We start from the raw sequence: 16,237 nt of genomic DNA, 5'->3' as shown, positions 1-16,237 counted from the left end.
TTTTTGTAAGCTATTAACTGGTATGACCGTAAAGAAAAGATATCTTCTCCTTGTTCTGATTGTGCTTTTTTCTGCTTGTCTGCAAAAAAAAGGACCGAGGATAATCCCTGTTGCTGATTTTTTTAAATCACCGAGCCAGAGTTTTTATGCGCTTTCGCCAAATGGAAAAACGCTTTCATACTTAAAACAGCAGGGGGAAAAGCAAAATTTGTTTATTGAGGACCTGGTTACAGGAAAGTCCTCCCAACTCACTAAGCTAAATGCCAAAAATATCAACTATTATTTTTGGGTAAGCAATGATGAACTGATCTATTTTAAAGAAAAGGCAGGTGCAGAGCGTTTATCAGACATTTTTATCATCAATAAAAATGGCGGAAATGAGCAAAGGTTAAGTGACAACGGTAAAAGCAGGATGCGCGTACTGAAAGACCAGCTGATTGATGATAAATTTTTGCTGGTATCTTCTAATAAAAGAGATTCTACTGTTTTTGACGTTTACCGCCTGAATGTGAGAAATGGACATATGGATATGGCGGCCAGAAATCCAGGAAATATTACCGACTGGGTTACCGATTCAAAAGGCAAACTCCGTCTGGCTACTTCCAGTGACGGGGTAAATGAGACGCTATTATACAGGGATACTGAGGATCAAACTTTCAGGCCTTTAGTGACCAATAATTTTAAAACTACCTGCAAGCCTATTGCCATTTCAGATGGCCAGCCAAATATTATTTATGCAATATCCAATATGAACAGGGATAAAAATGCGTTGGTTGAATTGGATTGTAAGTCGGGCAAAGAAAGTAAAGTCCTGTTTAGTAATGACACGCTGAATGTAGTAGACGCACAATATTCAGAAACAAAAAAGACAGTAACTTTTGTGGTTTGCGAAACCTGGAAAAAAGAAAAATTCTTCCTGGATAGTTCCATAAAACAATTGTACAAAAACCTGGATAAACTGCTTCCTGGTACCGTATCGAAGATTATTAACCGGGACAAGGCAGAAAAGATATTTGTTGTGAGAACTTTTACAGATAGAAATCCAGGCTCCTACTACTTATATTTTTCTGATAACAATACCATCAGGAAACTGAGTGATTTTAATCCTTCGGTAAAAGAATCTGACCTTACAGAGATGAAGCCCATTGCCTATACGGCAAGGGATGGTTTAAAGATGCAGGGATACCTCACATTACCTCTGGATAAATTACCACAAAATCTGCCGGTAGTGGTTTTGCCTCATACCGGACCTGATGCAAGAAACTCCTGGGGTTACAATGCTGAAGTACAATTCCTGGCCAACAGGGGGTATGCCGTGCTTCAGATCAATTACCGGGGTTCATCAGGGTATGGCAAATCTTTTACTGCTGCCGGATTTGGACAGTGGGGAGGAAAGATCAGGGATGATATTAGTGATGGTGTAAAATGGCTGATTGACAAGAAGATAGCCAATCCAAAAAAGATAGCTATTTATGGTACAGGATTTGGAGGATATATTGCATTGAATAGCTTATATTCGAGTCCCGGAATGTTTGCCTGTGGCGGATCTAATTCTGGTGTAATTAATCTATTCAGTTATTTTAAGTCAATACCACCATTTTTGAAAACCGATTTGCAGATGTATTATGAGATTATAGGTAATCCGGTTACGGAAGTGGACTATATGCGTCAGGCATCTCCGGTGTTTCATGCAGATAAAATAGGTGTTCCTGTATTTATTGCACAAAGTCCTAAAGACCCCACCAGTAATTCGGCTGAGGCCATTCAGTTTGTAAAAGAACTTCAGAAAAGAAATGTCGCTGTAACTTACCTGGAAAAGGAGTACAGTGAATTTTCTCCGCAGGGCGAGAAGTCGCGTCAGCAGCTATATGCTTCGCTGGAGCAATTTCTATCGACTAATTTGTCTAAGAACAGGTAAAAATATATGGTTTCCGAAAGAGATAGTGGCTATCGCAAGAACTTTTCACTGATCCTGACTTTTATTGTTTTGATCTCTGCACTGTTTATATTGTCCCTTTTTCTGGCCTATAACTTTAGTAAAAAGTTCATTGAGAATCAATTTGTATCTGAAAAGGTGAAAGTACTGGAAGGAAGTATTAAACCTTATAATGAATTCTTTCAGAATAAGGTACCCGAAATTTCTTATTATAATGGTTACCTGGATTCTGCTACCACCTCAAAATTTGTAGATACTATTCTCAATGATTATCCCTTTGTTTCAAAGGTTGTTTTTTATGATTCGGAGATTAGCAATACCCCTGTAAAGGATGGCTTAAATACTTCCCATTTTTCTTTTGGCCCTAAATATATCTATCAGTTTGGAGATCTGGTGCCATTGGATTCTGTAAAGCTTTTCTCCAGAGAAGACACGAAGAAGTTTAGCCTGGGGGATGATTTTAATACTTTAGGGATCAAAATGATCTCTTATATAGAGAGCCTGGACACAACAAAGGTACCGGGGCAGGATGAGCTGTTTACCCATTTCAGCAATATCAGGACAAACAAGATTACCTATGTTAATATTCCAAGGCTTGCCGATTTGAAAGTATACAAGCAGATGCTTCGCAGTAAACTGGACCCCTCTCCGGTATATCAGCAGGATATGCTGTCTTTTTACCTGGATCCATATAAGATCAAGATCATTAATTCACGCCCTTTGTTATACCAGAATATCAGGATAGAACCGCTAACCTATGATCCGCTGAATACTTCTGAGGATTATATGGCTACTGAAATTACTTTGCCGGGCCCTTTTTCTGATTATAAACTTTATTTTATTTCCGCAAAATCTTTTGTGGATAAAGAAATTCTAAGTTATTTTCTTCCTATTGCGGCAGTGATGTTATTGTTTTATGGTATTTTAGTACTGGTAGCTTTCCTGATTTACAGGAACCTGAACATTAACCATAAGATGTTTAAATTGCAGTATGATTTTGTAAATAACCTGACCCATGAGTTTAAAACACCTGTGAGTGTGATAAAAATTGCAGGGAATAATATTAAAAGCGCCAGCATCCTAAGTGAGCGGGAGCTTAAATTGTATGGTAAAATTCTGGATGAGGAAGCTGATAAGTTAAATGGTCTGATGAATAAACTGCTGGCGTTTACCCAGATTGAAAACCAGGCCATACAGCTAAATGAAGATCCAATCAATATTGAAGATTTTATAGAAAGTACAGTAGAATCACATCAGTTAAAACATCCCGATTTTATTGTTACTTATGAAACGATAGGGCTTACCACCTTTATTACTGATCCGGTATTACTGGGGAGTCTCTTTGATAATTTGGCAGAAAATGCATACAAATATTCGCCGCCGGAACATAAACGGCTGCATATTCGCGCAAGCCTTATAAAAAACAAGGTGGTAATTACATTTACGGATCAGGGAATTGGTATTCCTGCGCCGGAAATTAATAATATATTTAAGAAGTTTTACCGCATACAAAATCAGTATAATCAGAATGGGAGTGTAGGCTTAGGTTTAGCATTCTGTAAAGAAGTGGTGAACTTTATGAAGGGTGAAATTACAGTAAAGAGTAAAGTAAATAAAGGAACAGAGTTTAAAATAGTACTGCCTTATAATAACTAAATATATGTCTAAAGGAATCAAAATACTAATAGTTGAGGACGATGAAAATTTAAGGTTTTTAGTGGTGCACCGTTTAAAGTCGGAAGGCTACGAGATTCTCGAAACTGGCGACGGTGAGCTTGCAGTGAAAACAATATTGGAAGAAAAACCTGATATCGTATTGCTCGATTGGATGCTGCCGGGTAAACAGGGCTCAGAAGTTTGTGAGGAAGTCCGCTTACAGGGTTTCGAAAACCTTATTATTATGATGACTGCGAAGTCTCAGGATGTAGATAAAATTGATGCTTACAATTTTGGGGTTTCAGATTATGTGAATAAGCCATTTAATATGGATGTGCTGGTAGCTATGCTGGAAAGCAAGGTGAAGTTTTTGTTGAATAACGACCGGTCTGAGATCCATCGCTTTGGTGATATGGAGCACCATCCAAACATTCATACCCTATACAGGAACGGCAGAAAAATTGAGCTGACCATACTGGAAAATAGAATATTGCTGTATTTCCTGAGAAACCCCAATAAAGTGATTAACCGGGATGAGCTGATGCTGGTTGTATGGGGCTATAATTCAGATGTGAACACACGTACCCTGGATATGCACATTGTTCGTTTAAGAAAGAAAATTGAACTGAATCCTGATAACCCTCAGTTGCTTCAAACTGTTAGAGGAATAGGTTATCGTTTTAACGCGGGATAAGCGGATATAACGCCCGTTTGATGCGGGCGTTATACATTTACTTGTTATGCTCTTTTCAGCGTGAATATGGTGATTTCAGGAAGAATTCCTACTCTGCCAGGATAACCTAGGAACCCGTAACCCACGTTTACGTAAAGCTGTTGGTTCTGCTCCTGATAAAGGCCTGCCCATTCTTTATAAATATATTCTATAGGGCTCCACTGATATTTTTCTGTACGAACGCCAAACTGCATACCGTGGGTATGTCCGCTAAACATGGCGTCAATCTGCGGGTACTTTGGTAATACTTCCGCACGCCAGTGAGAAGGATCGTGTGAGAGTAATAGTTTTACCGGAAGATCGTCTGTGTTTTTAGTCGCCAGGTCCATGCGTCCGTATTTTGGAAAGCGCCCCATCCCCCAGTTCTCAATTCCCAGGATGCCTATTTCTTCACCATCAACCTTTAACCTTCTATGCTCATTCAGCAGCAGGTCCCAGCCCATTAGTTGATGCGTTTTTTTTACGTCATTCAGGTTCCTCACCTTAGCCGGGGAAGATTCTTTTCCAAAATGATAGTCACCATAATCATGATTTCCCAGCGAAGAAAAGACACCCAATGGCGCTTTTACCTTACTGAAAATATCCTGGTAGTCCCGCATTTCGGTAGCCATATCATTAACAATATCCCCTGTAAAAAAAATAAAGTCGGTTTTCTCTTTCAGGAGCATCTCTACGCCCCCTTTAACGGCTCTTGGATTATAAAAACTGCCGGAGTGGATATCTGAGATCTGGCCCATTCTGATGCCGTCAAACTTAGCTGGTAAATTGGGAAGTATTAAGGTTTTTCTTCTCACCTGATAATCATAGGCGCCAGAAGTGATGCCCCAGGTGAGAGAAGTCAATGGTACTGCAGCAGCAACAAGCCCGGCTTTCAGAATAAAAGAAGAGCGGCTGATTGGCTCAGCAGCCGGTACTAGGCTGGTATTCTCCGGTTCTTTTTTTATTTTACGGAAGGTAGCAATAAACAGGCGTCGCAGGTCATCGAGCAGCAGAAAAGGCAACATCACGATCTTGCAGGCGGTGATCAGGAAGAAAGCAACCAGGATGACCGCACGCAAGGAAAGGAAAATATTAAAAAAGATGCCTACAAAAACACCAACAATCAGCACAAGGCTGATTGTCCAATAGGTTACTTCAACCCTCTTTTTTGTTTTTTCGCTCCAGGTTTTAAATACAGCTAAAATAGCCTTTATGCAATAATAGTCGAATGCAATAATTAAAAGACATCCAGCAATAAGAAATGGTGCTCTACCCATCTGTCAGTTTAAATGTAGGTGGTTAATTATCTGAAATCAGTATCTTCATCTTCTTCTTCCCCCAGTTCTGTATTAAACAGGCTGTCGAACATATCAGAAAAACCAAAACCTCCGTCCAGATATTTTTTGCTCAACTGAGAATATTCCGCTAAACCATGCAGTACAAATTCCATTAACAGCAGTGTTTGATTGGCACTCAGTTTAGGGTGGAACTTTTTCACCAGGTCGTTAAGGCCTGTTACCTGCATCAGTTCTTTTTTATACTCTGCCTGGGTCAGGTTGTCTGCGATATCCATAGTATTTCCATCAGTGAACCAATCGGTAATCAGCTGATAAGGATTTGCAGCTTTACTTTTCTTTGCTTTTTCAGGATCTGGAAAATAGCGGCTGAACAGGCTTTTGATCGCTTTGCCGATCAATGTGTTCGCTACCTTAGCCGGGCCTTCCAGCTCACCTTCATAAACCAGTTCAATTTTTCCTGTTACAGCAGGGATGATTCCCGTCAGATCTGATAACCTCACCGAAGTGGTTTCTTCCCTGTTGATTAGCATCCTGCGCTCAGCAGTACTGATCAGGTTTTCATACGCTGATATGGTCAAACGTGCCGAAACACCTGATTTCTGATCAATAAATTCACTTTTACGGGCCTCAAACGCAACCTGCTCTACCAGGTCTTTCACTAAACCATCAGCTTCAATCAGTTTTTGTGATTCAGTAAGCTTAGCCTCCTGAAAGGTGATCTTCCTGGAGATGGCAATGGTTTTTGGATAATGCGTCAGGATCTGGCTTTCTATCCTGTCTTTTAGAGGTGTTACAATAGAACCCCTGTTGGTATAATCTTCAGGATTGGCTGTAAATACAAACTGAACATCTAATGGAAGACGTAATTTAAAACCCCTGATCTGGATATCTTTTTCCTGCAGCATGTTAAATAATGCTACCTGGATACGTGCCTGTAAATCGGGTAATTCGTTAATCACGAAGATACTTCGGTGCGCTCTTGGGATTAATCCAAAGTGGATCACACGTTCATCATTATAAGTTAATTTTAGCGTAGCAGCTTTTATCGGATCTACGTCACCTATTAAATCTGCCACGGTTACATCCGGCGTAGCCAGTTTTTCTGTATAACGGTCTGAGCGGTGCTGCCAGCTGATTAAGGTATCATCACCATAAAGTGCTATTTCCTGCTGTGCATACCACGAAATAGGGTTCAGGGGATCATCAAATATTTCACTTCCGGTTACATAAGGGATATATTCATCCAGCAAATTAACCATCAAACGTGCAATACGTGTTTTGGCCTGGCCTCTTAAGCCGAGTAATAAGATATTATGTCTGGAAAGAATAGCTGTTTGCAGTTCCGGAATAACAGTTTCATCATAACCTAAAATGCCTTCAAAACCAGCATCTTTATTTTGAAGCTGTTGAATCAGGTTCTTACGTAACTCATCTTTTACTGTTAATGAAATGTAATTTGAGGCTTTTAATTCGCCAATTGTTTTGATTAAAGTATGGTCCATAGGTTATATGCCCGAATTATCGAACTGTTTTTCTTCTGTTTTTAATGTAATCTTCAAATATGTATTCACCTAAACCGGTAAGAGAGCTATAGAAAGCCCTTCCTCCGTTGATCTGGGTAAATTCTCTTACAAACTGCTGCAGGTAAGGGTCCTGTGCAATCATAAAAGTTGTAATGGGGATATTGAGGCGTTTGCATTGAGCCGCCATGTTCAGCGTTTTATTGATCACTTTTCTGTCGAGGCCCATACTGTTCTTGTAATAACGGCCATTTTCTTTCAGACAGGTGGGTTTACCATCTGTGATCATAAAAATCTGTTTATTGTGCGTTTTACGTCGGCGCAGCAGATCTGCTGCCAGTTCCAGTCCCGCAAACGTGTTGGTATGGTAGGGGCCCACTTGCAGATAAGGCAGGTCTTTCACGGTAATTGGCCATGCATCGTTACCAAAAACAACAATATCAAGGGTATCTTTCGGATATCTTGTTTTGATCAGTTCGGCAAGGGCCATGGCAACTTTTTTGGCTGGAGTGATCCTGTCCTCTCCATATAAGATCATGGAGTGGGAGATGTCGATCATCAATACGGTAGAAGTAAGGGTTTTGAAATCCTTTTCCTCAACTTCGAGGTCGCGTTCTGTTAAGGTGAAATTACCGATTCCGTGATTGATCTGTGCATTTTGTATTGATGCGGTCATATCGATCTGATCCAGGCTATCCCCGAAAGAATATTCCCTGCGGTCGGCATTTTTTTCTTCTCCGATCCCGGAGATATTGCTGTTGTGGTTTCCTTTGCCGGCTTTTTTCAATTTACCAAAGATCTCTTCCAAAGCAGATTTACGAATGGTCTGCTCCGTTTTAGAAGTGATCTCCATATCCCCATCTTTAGAATTTTCTTTAATATATCCCTTGTCCTTAAGCTCATCGATAAAATCGCCCATACCATAGTCACCGTTGGTAAACTTATACTGTTTATCCAATTCATTCATCCAGGCGAGAGTTTCGCCTGCGTCACCTGCTGTATAATTCAATAATTGCGTGAATAACTTCAGCAGTTCATCAAATCCGCCTTTGGGCAGATCATCAGGTTGAAAATCAGAAAAATGGAAGCCTCTCATATGCTATATATTAACGGATTACCGAAGGTAAAAGTTTGCCCGCTCAATTATGTTGCCGGCTTGTAAAAATACCAGGGTAAAAATAAATGAAATAAACCGCTTGTGTCTTTAATGAATAATTAAGACAATCAGTTTAACGAAAAGTTTAAAAACCGGCTAAGAAATATTACTTTCTTGGCGATCCTTTTGCCAGGGCTTTTTCTGCTCTTTTGATAGCTAATTTTTCTCTGAATTCAGCATAAGGTGCTTTAAACGCCATTTTCAGTAAGCTATCCAAACCGCCTTTGATAGCCAGGTTGAAGATACTCTGAACCTTTCTCACTGGTGATGCATCCCATGCCCTTAAGCTCAGTGAAAAAGAACCGTCCAGATACTTCATCCAGTGCCACATTCCTGTTGGCATAAAGAGCGTATCGCCATGTTCAAGAAAAACTTCATATCCTTCTACTCCTTTTAAGGCAGGGAATTTCTCGAAATCGGGATTGGCCACATCATAATCTTCCAGGGCATAAGTTGCGTTCGGAATACAATATAAACGCTCTTTCCATTTGTTATCAAATAGAATGATGTGTTTTCTACCTCCAAAATGGGTATGGAAAAGATGCGGGAGGTCTATATCATAATGCAGGAAAGTAACAGAATTTGAACCGCCAAAAAACATAGCAGGCATGCTTTCTATAAAACCGCCCATCAAATCTTTTGGAAGAACGACGTCATTGATCAGGCTGGGAACGTGCTTAAACAGGTTAAAGAAAAATATGCGGAGTTCAGTAGGCTCTCTTTTGATCAGGTCAAGATAATCACCAAATTTCATGTGTGCAGCAGCAGAGTTAATCGGTTTAGAGGGATCTGCCTTGGCGTTATCATACAAAGGAACTTCGAGTTCACCGGCTATTTCCTTAAGATATGCTGTTGTCCACTTCTCCCTTGCAGGCCAGCTTTTTGTTAGGCCTTTAATAATCAGAGGTTTTCTGGGGATGAGGTAGTTTTTTTTAAAATCTTCAGGGCTAATACTCTCTACGGTATCTACTGACTTTAGTATGAAGCTCATAATAAGAATGAATCTTGTTAGAGAGCAAATGTGTAAATTAAATTTTATTTATTTACATAAAAAGCCAGCGATGGCCACAATTATTCAGGAAGATGACGCAGCATTGCTTTGTTTGCCCGTTTTTCGGCAAGGCGTTCTTTCCATGCCATATATTTCTCCCTGAAATTTGCCTTCATAAAATCATCAAATTTACGCTGAATAGTTAGGTTATATAAACTTTTTGCTTTTACCGCCCAGGATTTGTCCCATGCTCTGAGGCTGATGGAAAAAGAGCCGTCAAGATATTTCATCCAGTGCCAGTAACCTGTAGGCATAAATAAAGTATCTCCATGTTCCAGGAAGGCTTCTACACCTTTTACCCCTTTAAGTGCCGGGAATTTTTCGAAATCAGGATTTTCCACGTCGTAATCTTCCAGTGCATAAGTAGCATATGGAATTTGATAGAGACGATCCTTCCATTTGTTTTCAAACAGGATCACGTGCTTTCTGCCATTAAAATGTGTATGGAAAATATGCGCCATATCTATATCATAATGTAAAAAGGTAACAGAACCTTTTCCGCCAAAGAACATATTGGGATAGCTATCCAAAAATCCTCCCATCAGGTTTTTTGGTGCGATATAATCCTTTAATAATTTAGGGGCATATTTGATAGGGTCGAACAGGAAAATGCGAAGATCGGTAGGTTTAGTCCTGATCAGGTCTATATAATCCCCGAATTTCATCTCTGCGGCCGATGCATTAATTGGTTTGGATGGATCTGCTTTTGAACTATCATAGAGCGGAACAGTTTTATCGCCCACTACGTCCTTCATATAATCCATTGACCATTTTTCATAAGCTGGCCATGTCTTAGCCATATTCCTGATTACCAATGGTCTGCGCTTATTCAGATAATTTTTTTCAAAATCTTCTTTAGAAATATTATCAACGCAATCAATCTGAGAGAGATCAAACTTCATGTTAAAATAATGTTAATAGTGTAAAATTATATAAAATGGATAATTTACGTTCGGCCAGCGGGGAAAATAAAAAATTCTGACAATAAAAAAACACAGCTATTACAGCTGTGTTTCCAATTAGTTTTAAAAAAAGATATTATTTAGTTTGGCATTAACACGGTATCAATAACATGAATCACGCCATTGCTTTGCATTACATTCGCAATGGTTACCGTAGCCATTCCGCCTTTTTCATCAGTCAGTATTAATTTACCGTCTTTCATAGAAGCCCATAATTTACCACCGGCAACTGTTGTTAATTCAGCTTTACCATTTCCTGCTTTGATTGCTTTAGCGATCATTTTTGAGTCCATCTTGCCAGCAACAACATGATAAGTCAGGATTTTAACCAGCATATCTTTGTTTTCTGGTTTTAAAATTGTTTCTACAGTTCCGGCAGGTAATTTATCGAATGCTTCATTGGTTGGTGCGAATACAGTAAATGGTCCTGCACTTTTTAATGTTTCTACCAGTCCGGCAGCTTTAACAGCAGCAACTAGTGTAGTATGGTCTTTTGAGTTTACTGCATTGTCAACGATGTCTTTGTTGGAATACATTTCAGCACCGCCCACCATCGGGTTTTTTTGCGCGTAAACGTGTGTTGAAAATGCCATAGCTACTATGACAAATGCAGGTAAAAATAATCTTTTCATATGGTTTTTGTTAGTATACGAGAAGATACGTAGATTGATTAGGCTTTGGTTTTGTAATCTGCTAATAGAGCTTTTTGATGTAATTTGAGAATCTTTTTGGGAAAAACCTTCTGAATAAGACCCCTTTTATTTCTTTACCTCCGATAAATACTTCTTCTTTATTTTCCTGAACAGCTTTGAGTATTTCTTTGGCGCAATCTTCGGCTGAAAGACCGTTTTCCTGGGCTGTGTCCATTTTATCATATAATGCGCCGTCAGCTGTCAGGGCATGCAGGGAATGGTTTGTTTTGATAAAACCAGGGCATATAATCGTAATATCAATGTTTTTATCGGCTACTTCAGCACGCAATGAATCAAAATATCCATGTATGGCATGTTTTGATGCCGCATACGCTGCCCGGTATGGTCTGCCGAATTTACCAGTCACACTGCTGATACAAACGATTTTTCCGCCGCCATTGGCGATCATGTTTGGCAACACTGCTTTACTGAGCGCAACCGTCCCCCAGAAGTTGATGTTCATGATCTTTTGTTCAATGGCAATGGCTGTCTCTAATACCAATGACCGCTGACTTAAACCGCCGCTATTGATGAGCATGTCTATTTGTCCATAAATCTTTTGTGCATCTTTTGCTTTATGATCCAGATTTGCTGTATCTTCCAAATCGAGGGAAAGAACATGTACATTGATCTGATTTTTGCAATTGGCTTTAACCCGGAACAGTTCATCCCGGTTACGGGAAGAAATAATCAACTTTGCACCTATATTATTGTAAGCATATACAAGGGCTTCTCCAATACCTGAAGAAGCTCCTGTAATCCATATTACTTTATTTTTCATTGGAATGTATTTCTTTTTATCGGTTATGAAGCTTGCATGAGCCAATTTTCACTAGTTCTTATTGATTTTATTTGTGTTAAAGAACTCGCAAGCTTGGTTCGTTTCTTTTTGGTAGCTGTAAACTCATGCAGGTTTCATCTTATCTATTTGTTTTATGAGTCCTGGTCTTCGTTCAATAGAAATAACTCTGATGCTATGTAATCTGCAAACAGCTTTCCATCCATCGTAAGGATCAAATTGTCATTTTCATTTTTCAGCCAGTCCCTCTGAATAAAAGGTTTTATGTTTTTCAGGGTTTCCTCCAGAAATGGTTTTCCAAAATCATTCTTTATCTTGTTCAGGTCTGTTCCCCACATGGTTCGCAGCGAAGTCATGATATATTCATTAAACCGATCATAAATATCTAATTCTTCGATGGTTTCAGCTAAATGGTCTGAGGCCAGTTGTGTCATATATTTATGGTTACTGGCTATGTTCAGATATCTTACATTTCCATTAAAGCCATGCGCCGAAGGGCCAATGCCAAGGTACGGAATGCCTCTCCAATAGTTTGTGTTATGGACCGCATGTTTTCCGGGTAAACTAAAATTGGAAATTTCATATTGGTCGAAACCTGCAGCACCCAGTTTTTCAATCAGGAAAATAAATTGTGCCGCACTCTGTTCATCATTAACCGGAATTTGCTTACCTTTTTTTATCGCTGCAGCCAGGGCTGTACGTGGCTCTACGGTTAAAGAATAGGCGGAGATATGTGGAATCTGCAGATTGATAGTTTTGTTAATATTGCCCAGCCATTTTTCATCTGTTAATAAAGGATAACCATAGATCAGGTCAATGCTCAGGTTTTCAAATCCGGCATCCTGACTGCGTTTGATACAGCTCTCTGCCTCAACAGCATTGTGGGCCCTGTTCATCCAGACCAGATCTTCATTAAAAAAAGATTGTACCCCGATGCTGAAGCGGTTTACAGGCAGTTGTCTTAATTCTGCTATTTTTCGGGCGTCCAGATCATCCGGATTAGTTTCAATAGTGATTTCAGCATCTGCTGAAATAGAAAAATGAGTAGTTAGGGTATTGAATATTTTTTGAAGTGATTTTTCCGGTAAAAGCGAAGGTGTTCCGCCACCCAGATAAATGCTGCCTATCTGTTCGGTAATCCTGTCTTTTTTGAGAATAATTTCTTTACAGATGGCATTGGTCATCTCATCTACATCATTTAATGAAGTACTGAAGTGAAAGTCGCAGTAATTGCATGCTTGTTTGCAGAAGGGGATGTGTATATAAATACCGGCCATGTTTTTAGGAGTGTATAATCCCTGAGAGAATAAGAAAGATCAACTTAACTTTAAGTGTTTAAATTAATTTTACCTTATTCCATTTTTGTTACTCAGGTGTTAAGTTCAATTTTGTCGAGTGGCAAAAGTAACAAAAGTATGGCGATTAAAAACTATGGTATTCGTTAGCTATAAAAAACGCCGCCTGCACAGGCGGCGCTCAAACTAAACTAACTATTAACCATTAACTGACCCTATAAAGAACGATAGTGCGAAGGATCAAATATTATCCAGCGGATTGTCAAGACTGCTGTTTTATCTTAATTATTTGGCTGTTTCAACCCCTCTGGCATAAGGATCAATTTGATATAATTCTCTCCGCTCAGGTATTTACCTGCCATGCTTTTGACGTCGTCCGGTTTTACAGTATTTAATAAATCATTGTAATGATCTATCTGGTCCAGATCCTGGTCATTCTGTAACTGCCCATTCAGGTAGCCCAGCCAGAAGTCGTTGGTTTTTAGCTGCGGTTCAAAGCTCGTTTTATCTTCTGCACGCCATTTGTCTAAATTAGCTTGTGGAGGACCCTCGGTTTTGAGTTTATTAATTTCATCCAATGCAGAGGCAATTAGTTGGTCAACATTTTGTGGTGCGCAGCTAAAATACACCACAAAGTTATACCGCTGTTGCGGCAGTTTGGTCTTGCTCACCTCAACACCAGGACTATACACACCGCTTTCATCTTCGCGTAACCGCTCTAAAAGGCGGATCTCCAGGGTTTCTTTTAAAGCATTCATCTTCACATTATTCCCGGGACTGTAATCATACTTGCCGTTGAATATCAGATAAACAGTAGCTTTAGGCTCGCTGCCTTTGTAAACCGTTTTCTCCATCCTGCCGAGCGGAGGCTGAATGTTCAAATCTTTTGCCTGTTCATGCTGATTTACTGATGGTAATGAACCAAGGTATTTTTCCAGCAATGGTTTAATGATATTCAAATCAATATTACCAACAAAAGTAAAGGTGAAATTACCCGCATCTGCAAAGCGTTCCTTATAGATCCGATAGGCTTTGTCAGGGTTAATTTGCGCTAATTTTTGAAGGGTAGGCGCGGTTCGTCTGCTGTTATAACCTCCCATAACAGCGCTTACTGTATCGCTGAACACAGTGCCGGGATCGTTGGCCCTGTTTGCCAGACTAGCTTTGGAACGTGTGATGATTCCCTTAAAAATGGCGGTGTCTATTCTTGGTTCGGTAAAGTAAGCATATACCAATTGCATGGCCGTTTCCAGGGCTTTTGGCGTTGAACCACCACTTATGCCCTGGAACCTTTCAGTAATATAAGGTTTTACACCGGTTTGTTTACCTTCCAGGTATTTACTCAATTCGCCCGTATTATAATTTCCTACGCCGCTTGATGCAATAATTGCGGATGCACTGGCTGCCGATTGATAATCTGCATCACTGTACAAAGAAGTGCCTCCGGATGCAAAAGCGCTAAAGATGATCTGGTCGTTTTTAAAATCTGTAGGTTTCAATAGTACTTTTAAGCCATTGCTCAATGTAATCGTAGTAATGTTTAATTTCTTATTTAGGACTTCGTTTTTAATTTTACCAGGAATGGGTATGTTACTTAACAAAGGCTTAGAACTTACATCGTCTTTATAAGGAGTAAGTATTTCCGCTGCTACGGCTTTAAGCCAGCTATTTATTACGGATTCATCAGGCAGACTGCTTTTTTCCTTTTCAGGTGCCAGGATCAGTATATCACGATTGGTATTAGTGATATAGGTTGATGCAAGGCTATTTACATCTGTTAGTGAAATGCCAGGCAAATGGTCTTTAGTTAATTGATATTCCTTTTCAATTCCGGGCGCAGCTTCATCGGTTAAGAAATAAGCCTGGTATTCCTTAATATAACTGGCTGAATTGGTTTTGCTTTTCTCCTTAAGGGTGCTTTCTATATTGTTGAGGTAGGCTGTTTTAGCCCTTTCCAATTCTGTTATTGTAAATCCGAAACGTTTCAGCCTTTCCGTTTCCCTCCATGCTGCTTTAAAACCTCTTTCTAATTCGCCGGGTTTGGCCTGCATAGTAACATCGTAAGCGTCAAGCCCGCCCATGAAACCAGAGATGCCAGCACTGCCACTAATAAACGGCGGATCGGCTTTTCTTAGTAAGTCTGCATAACGCGCACTTAGCATCTGGTCAAACAGGCCTTTAATTAATGCGGTGCGGTAATCTGCCACTGTTTTTAATGCGGGAGCCTTATGTTTGATCATAATTTCTACTTCGGTGGCAGCCATCTCTTTATCAGTTACCGAAATAAACTGGTTTTTACCGCTCAGCGGCACGGTATATTTGTTACGCACCCTTTCGTGTACAGGATTTTTTAAGCTGGCAAACTGTTGTTTCACCTGAGCTTCGATCTGATTTACATCAATATCGCCTACTATGATTAATGCTTGAAGATCAGGTCTATACCAGTCGTTGTAAAAACTTGCAATAGCCGGCCTTTTAAAATTATTCAATACAGTATCCAGACCAATGGGGATACGTTCTGCGTAACGGGAATTGTTCAGGATAACAGGAAAGTATTCACGTCTCATCCTTTCAGAAGCGCCCTTACCCAAACGCTTCTCTTCCAATACCACGCCACGTTCCTTATTAATTTCACCCGTGTCAAGCAGTGCTTCATGTGCCCAGTCGCGCATGATCTGCAAGCCACCTTTTAACAATTCTGGTTTGTTGGAGGGGAGAGGTAGCTCATACACCGTTTCATCGAAGCTGGTATAAGCATTAATATCGGCACCAAAGCGCACACCTGCCTTCTGCAGGTAATCGACCAGCTCGTTATGCGGGAAATGTTTGGTGCCGTTAAAACTCATATGTTCCATAAAATGCGCCAGTCCCCGCTGGTTATCATCTTCTAAAATTGAGCCTGCTTTATTAACAAGGTATAACATCACCCTATCTTTAGGCTCTTCATTATGACGGATATAATAGGTAAAACCGTTTGCCAGCTTCCCAGTGCGAACAGCAGGATCAAGCGGCAAAACCGATTGCTGCTGTTTTTGAGCCCGTGATCCCTGCGCAAAGGTTTTATACGATAGGAGGGAAATAGTGAGGAAAGCCAGTACCAGGCGATCACAATTTAATCTTAGCGGCATAATTTATTGATTTTGTAATAGGTTATTTATAA

Annotated in this window: 12 protein-coding genes; 3 read left to right on the top strand and 9 right to left on the bottom strand. The window is 39.9% G+C overall.

The window, feature by feature from the left end; translation table 11 throughout:
* Nucleotides 1-22 precede the first annotated feature (22 nt).
* Genes GSQ84_RS11140 through GSQ84_RS11130 form a run of 3 tightly spaced genes read left to right on the top strand, consistent with a single transcriptional unit; the run spans nucleotide 23 to nucleotide 4,286 of the window.
* Nucleotides 23-1,918 (top strand): prolyl oligopeptidase family serine peptidase, encoded by a 1,896-nt coding sequence (locus GSQ84_RS11140; RefSeq protein WP_158797283.1) that lies wholly within the window; start codon nucleotides 23-25, stop codon nucleotides 1,916-1,918.
* Between the two features lie 6 nt (nucleotides 1,919-1,924).
* On the top strand, nucleotides 1,925-3,592 hold the full coding sequence (locus GSQ84_RS11135; RefSeq protein ID WP_158797282.1) for a sensor histidine kinase KdpD: 1,668 nt from the start codon (nucleotides 1,925-1,927) through the stop codon (nucleotides 3,590-3,592).
* A gap of 4 nt (nucleotides 3,593-3,596) precedes the next feature.
* On the top strand, nucleotides 3,597-4,286 hold the full coding sequence (locus tag GSQ84_RS11130) for a response regulator transcription factor (protein WP_158797281.1): 690 nt from the start codon (nucleotides 3,597-3,599) through the stop codon (nucleotides 4,284-4,286).
* Between the two features lie 44 nt (nucleotides 4,287-4,330).
* Here the strand turns inward: GSQ84_RS11130 and GSQ84_RS11125 are convergent, their stop codons facing one another.
* The 9 genes from GSQ84_RS11125 to GSQ84_RS11085 form a co-directional block, all read right to left on the bottom strand.
* Nucleotides 4,331-5,581, bottom strand: a complete 1,251-nt coding sequence (locus GSQ84_RS11125; protein WP_158797280.1) for a metallophosphoesterase — start codon at nucleotides 5,579-5,581, stop codon at nucleotides 4,331-4,333.
* Between the two features lie 26 nt (nucleotides 5,582-5,607).
* On the bottom strand, nucleotides 5,608-7,104 hold the full coding sequence (locus tag GSQ84_RS11120) for a sigma 54-interacting transcriptional regulator (protein ID WP_158797279.1): 1,497 nt from the start codon (nucleotides 7,102-7,104) through the stop codon (nucleotides 5,608-5,610).
* A gap of 16 nt (nucleotides 7,105-7,120) precedes the next feature.
* Nucleotides 7,121-8,218, bottom strand: coding sequence for a VWA domain-containing protein (locus GSQ84_RS11115; protein ID WP_158797278.1), 1,098 nt, complete (start codon nucleotides 8,216-8,218; stop codon nucleotides 7,121-7,123).
* Nucleotides 8,219-8,384: 166 nt separating this feature from the next.
* Nucleotides 8,385-9,269, bottom strand: coding sequence for a cupin-like domain-containing protein (locus tag GSQ84_RS11110; protein ID WP_158797277.1), 885 nt, complete (start codon nucleotides 9,267-9,269; stop codon nucleotides 8,385-8,387).
* 80 nt (nucleotides 9,270-9,349) lie between these two features.
* Nucleotides 9,350-10,231, bottom strand: coding sequence for a cupin-like domain-containing protein (locus tag GSQ84_RS11105; protein WP_158797276.1), 882 nt, complete (start codon nucleotides 10,229-10,231; stop codon nucleotides 9,350-9,352).
* A 140-nt stretch (nucleotides 10,232-10,371) separates the two neighbouring features.
* Nucleotides 10,372-10,923 (bottom strand): fasciclin domain-containing protein, encoded by a 552-nt coding sequence (locus GSQ84_RS11100; protein WP_158797275.1) that lies wholly within the window; start codon nucleotides 10,921-10,923, stop codon nucleotides 10,372-10,374.
* 61 nt (nucleotides 10,924-10,984) lie between these two features.
* A complete protein-coding gene (locus tag GSQ84_RS11095; protein WP_158797274.1) occupies nucleotides 10,985-11,764 on the bottom strand; it encodes an SDR family oxidoreductase in 780 nt (259 codons plus the stop codon).
* Between the two features lie 152 nt (nucleotides 11,765-11,916).
* Nucleotides 11,917-13,059, bottom strand: a complete 1,143-nt coding sequence (gene hemW, locus GSQ84_RS11090; protein ID WP_158797273.1) for a radical SAM family heme chaperone HemW — start codon at nucleotides 13,057-13,059, stop codon at nucleotides 11,917-11,919.
* A gap of 299 nt (nucleotides 13,060-13,358) precedes the next feature.
* Entirely contained in the window at nucleotides 13,359-16,205 is a 2,847-nt protein-coding gene (locus GSQ84_RS11085) for a pitrilysin family protein (RefSeq protein WP_158797272.1), read from the bottom strand.
* Nucleotides 16,206-16,237 lie beyond the last annotated feature (32 nt).

The organism is Pedobacter sp. L105, from assembly GCF_009765875.1.
Lineage (GTDB): Bacteria > Bacteroidota > Bacteroidia > Sphingobacteriales > Sphingobacteriaceae > Pedobacter.
This window is presented reverse-complemented; position numbering and strand designations above follow the sequence as displayed.

What these genes read in the sequence shown, in the direction of transcription:
- GSQ84_RS11140 (WP_158797283.1), top strand. Translation starts at nt 23, where the DNA reads ATGACCGTAAAGAAAAGATATCTTCTCCTTGTTCTGATTGTGCTTTTT.
- GSQ84_RS11135 (WP_158797282.1), top strand. Translation starts at nt 1,925, where the DNA reads ATGGTTTCCGAAAGAGATAGTGGCTATCGCAAGAACTTTTCACTGATC.
- GSQ84_RS11130 (WP_158797281.1), top strand. Translation starts at nt 3,597, where the DNA reads ATGTCTAAAGGAATCAAAATACTAATAGTTGAGGACGATGAAAATTTA.
- GSQ84_RS11125 (WP_158797280.1), bottom strand. Translation starts at nt 5,581, where the DNA reads ATGGGTAGAGCACCATTTCTTATTGCTGGATGTCTTTTAATTATTGCA.
- GSQ84_RS11120 (WP_158797279.1), bottom strand. Translation starts at nt 7,104, where the DNA reads ATGGACCATACTTTAATCAAAACAATTGGCGAATTAAAAGCCTCAAAT.
- GSQ84_RS11115 (WP_158797278.1), bottom strand. Translation starts at nt 8,218, where the DNA reads ATGAGAGGCTTCCATTTTTCTGATTTTCAACCTGATGATCTGCCCAAA.
- GSQ84_RS11110 (WP_158797277.1), bottom strand. Translation starts at nt 9,269, where the DNA reads ATGAGCTTCATACTAAAGTCAGTAGATACCGTAGAGAGTATTAGCCCT.
- GSQ84_RS11105 (WP_158797276.1), bottom strand. Translation starts at nt 10,231, where the DNA reads ATGAAGTTTGATCTCTCTCAGATTGATTGCGTTGATAATATTTCTAAA.
- GSQ84_RS11100 (WP_158797275.1), bottom strand. Translation starts at nt 10,923, where the DNA reads ATGAAAAGATTATTTTTACCTGCATTTGTCATAGTAGCTATGGCATTT.
- GSQ84_RS11095 (WP_158797274.1), bottom strand. Translation starts at nt 11,764, where the DNA reads ATGAAAAATAAAGTAATATGGATTACAGGAGCTTCTTCAGGTATTGGA.
- hemW (WP_158797273.1), bottom strand. Translation starts at nt 13,059, where the DNA reads ATGGCCGGTATTTATATACACATCCCCTTCTGCAAACAAGCATGCAAT.
- GSQ84_RS11085 (WP_158797272.1), bottom strand. Translation starts at nt 16,205, where the DNA reads ATGCCGCTAAGATTAAATTGTGATCGCCTGGTACTGGCTTTCCTCACT.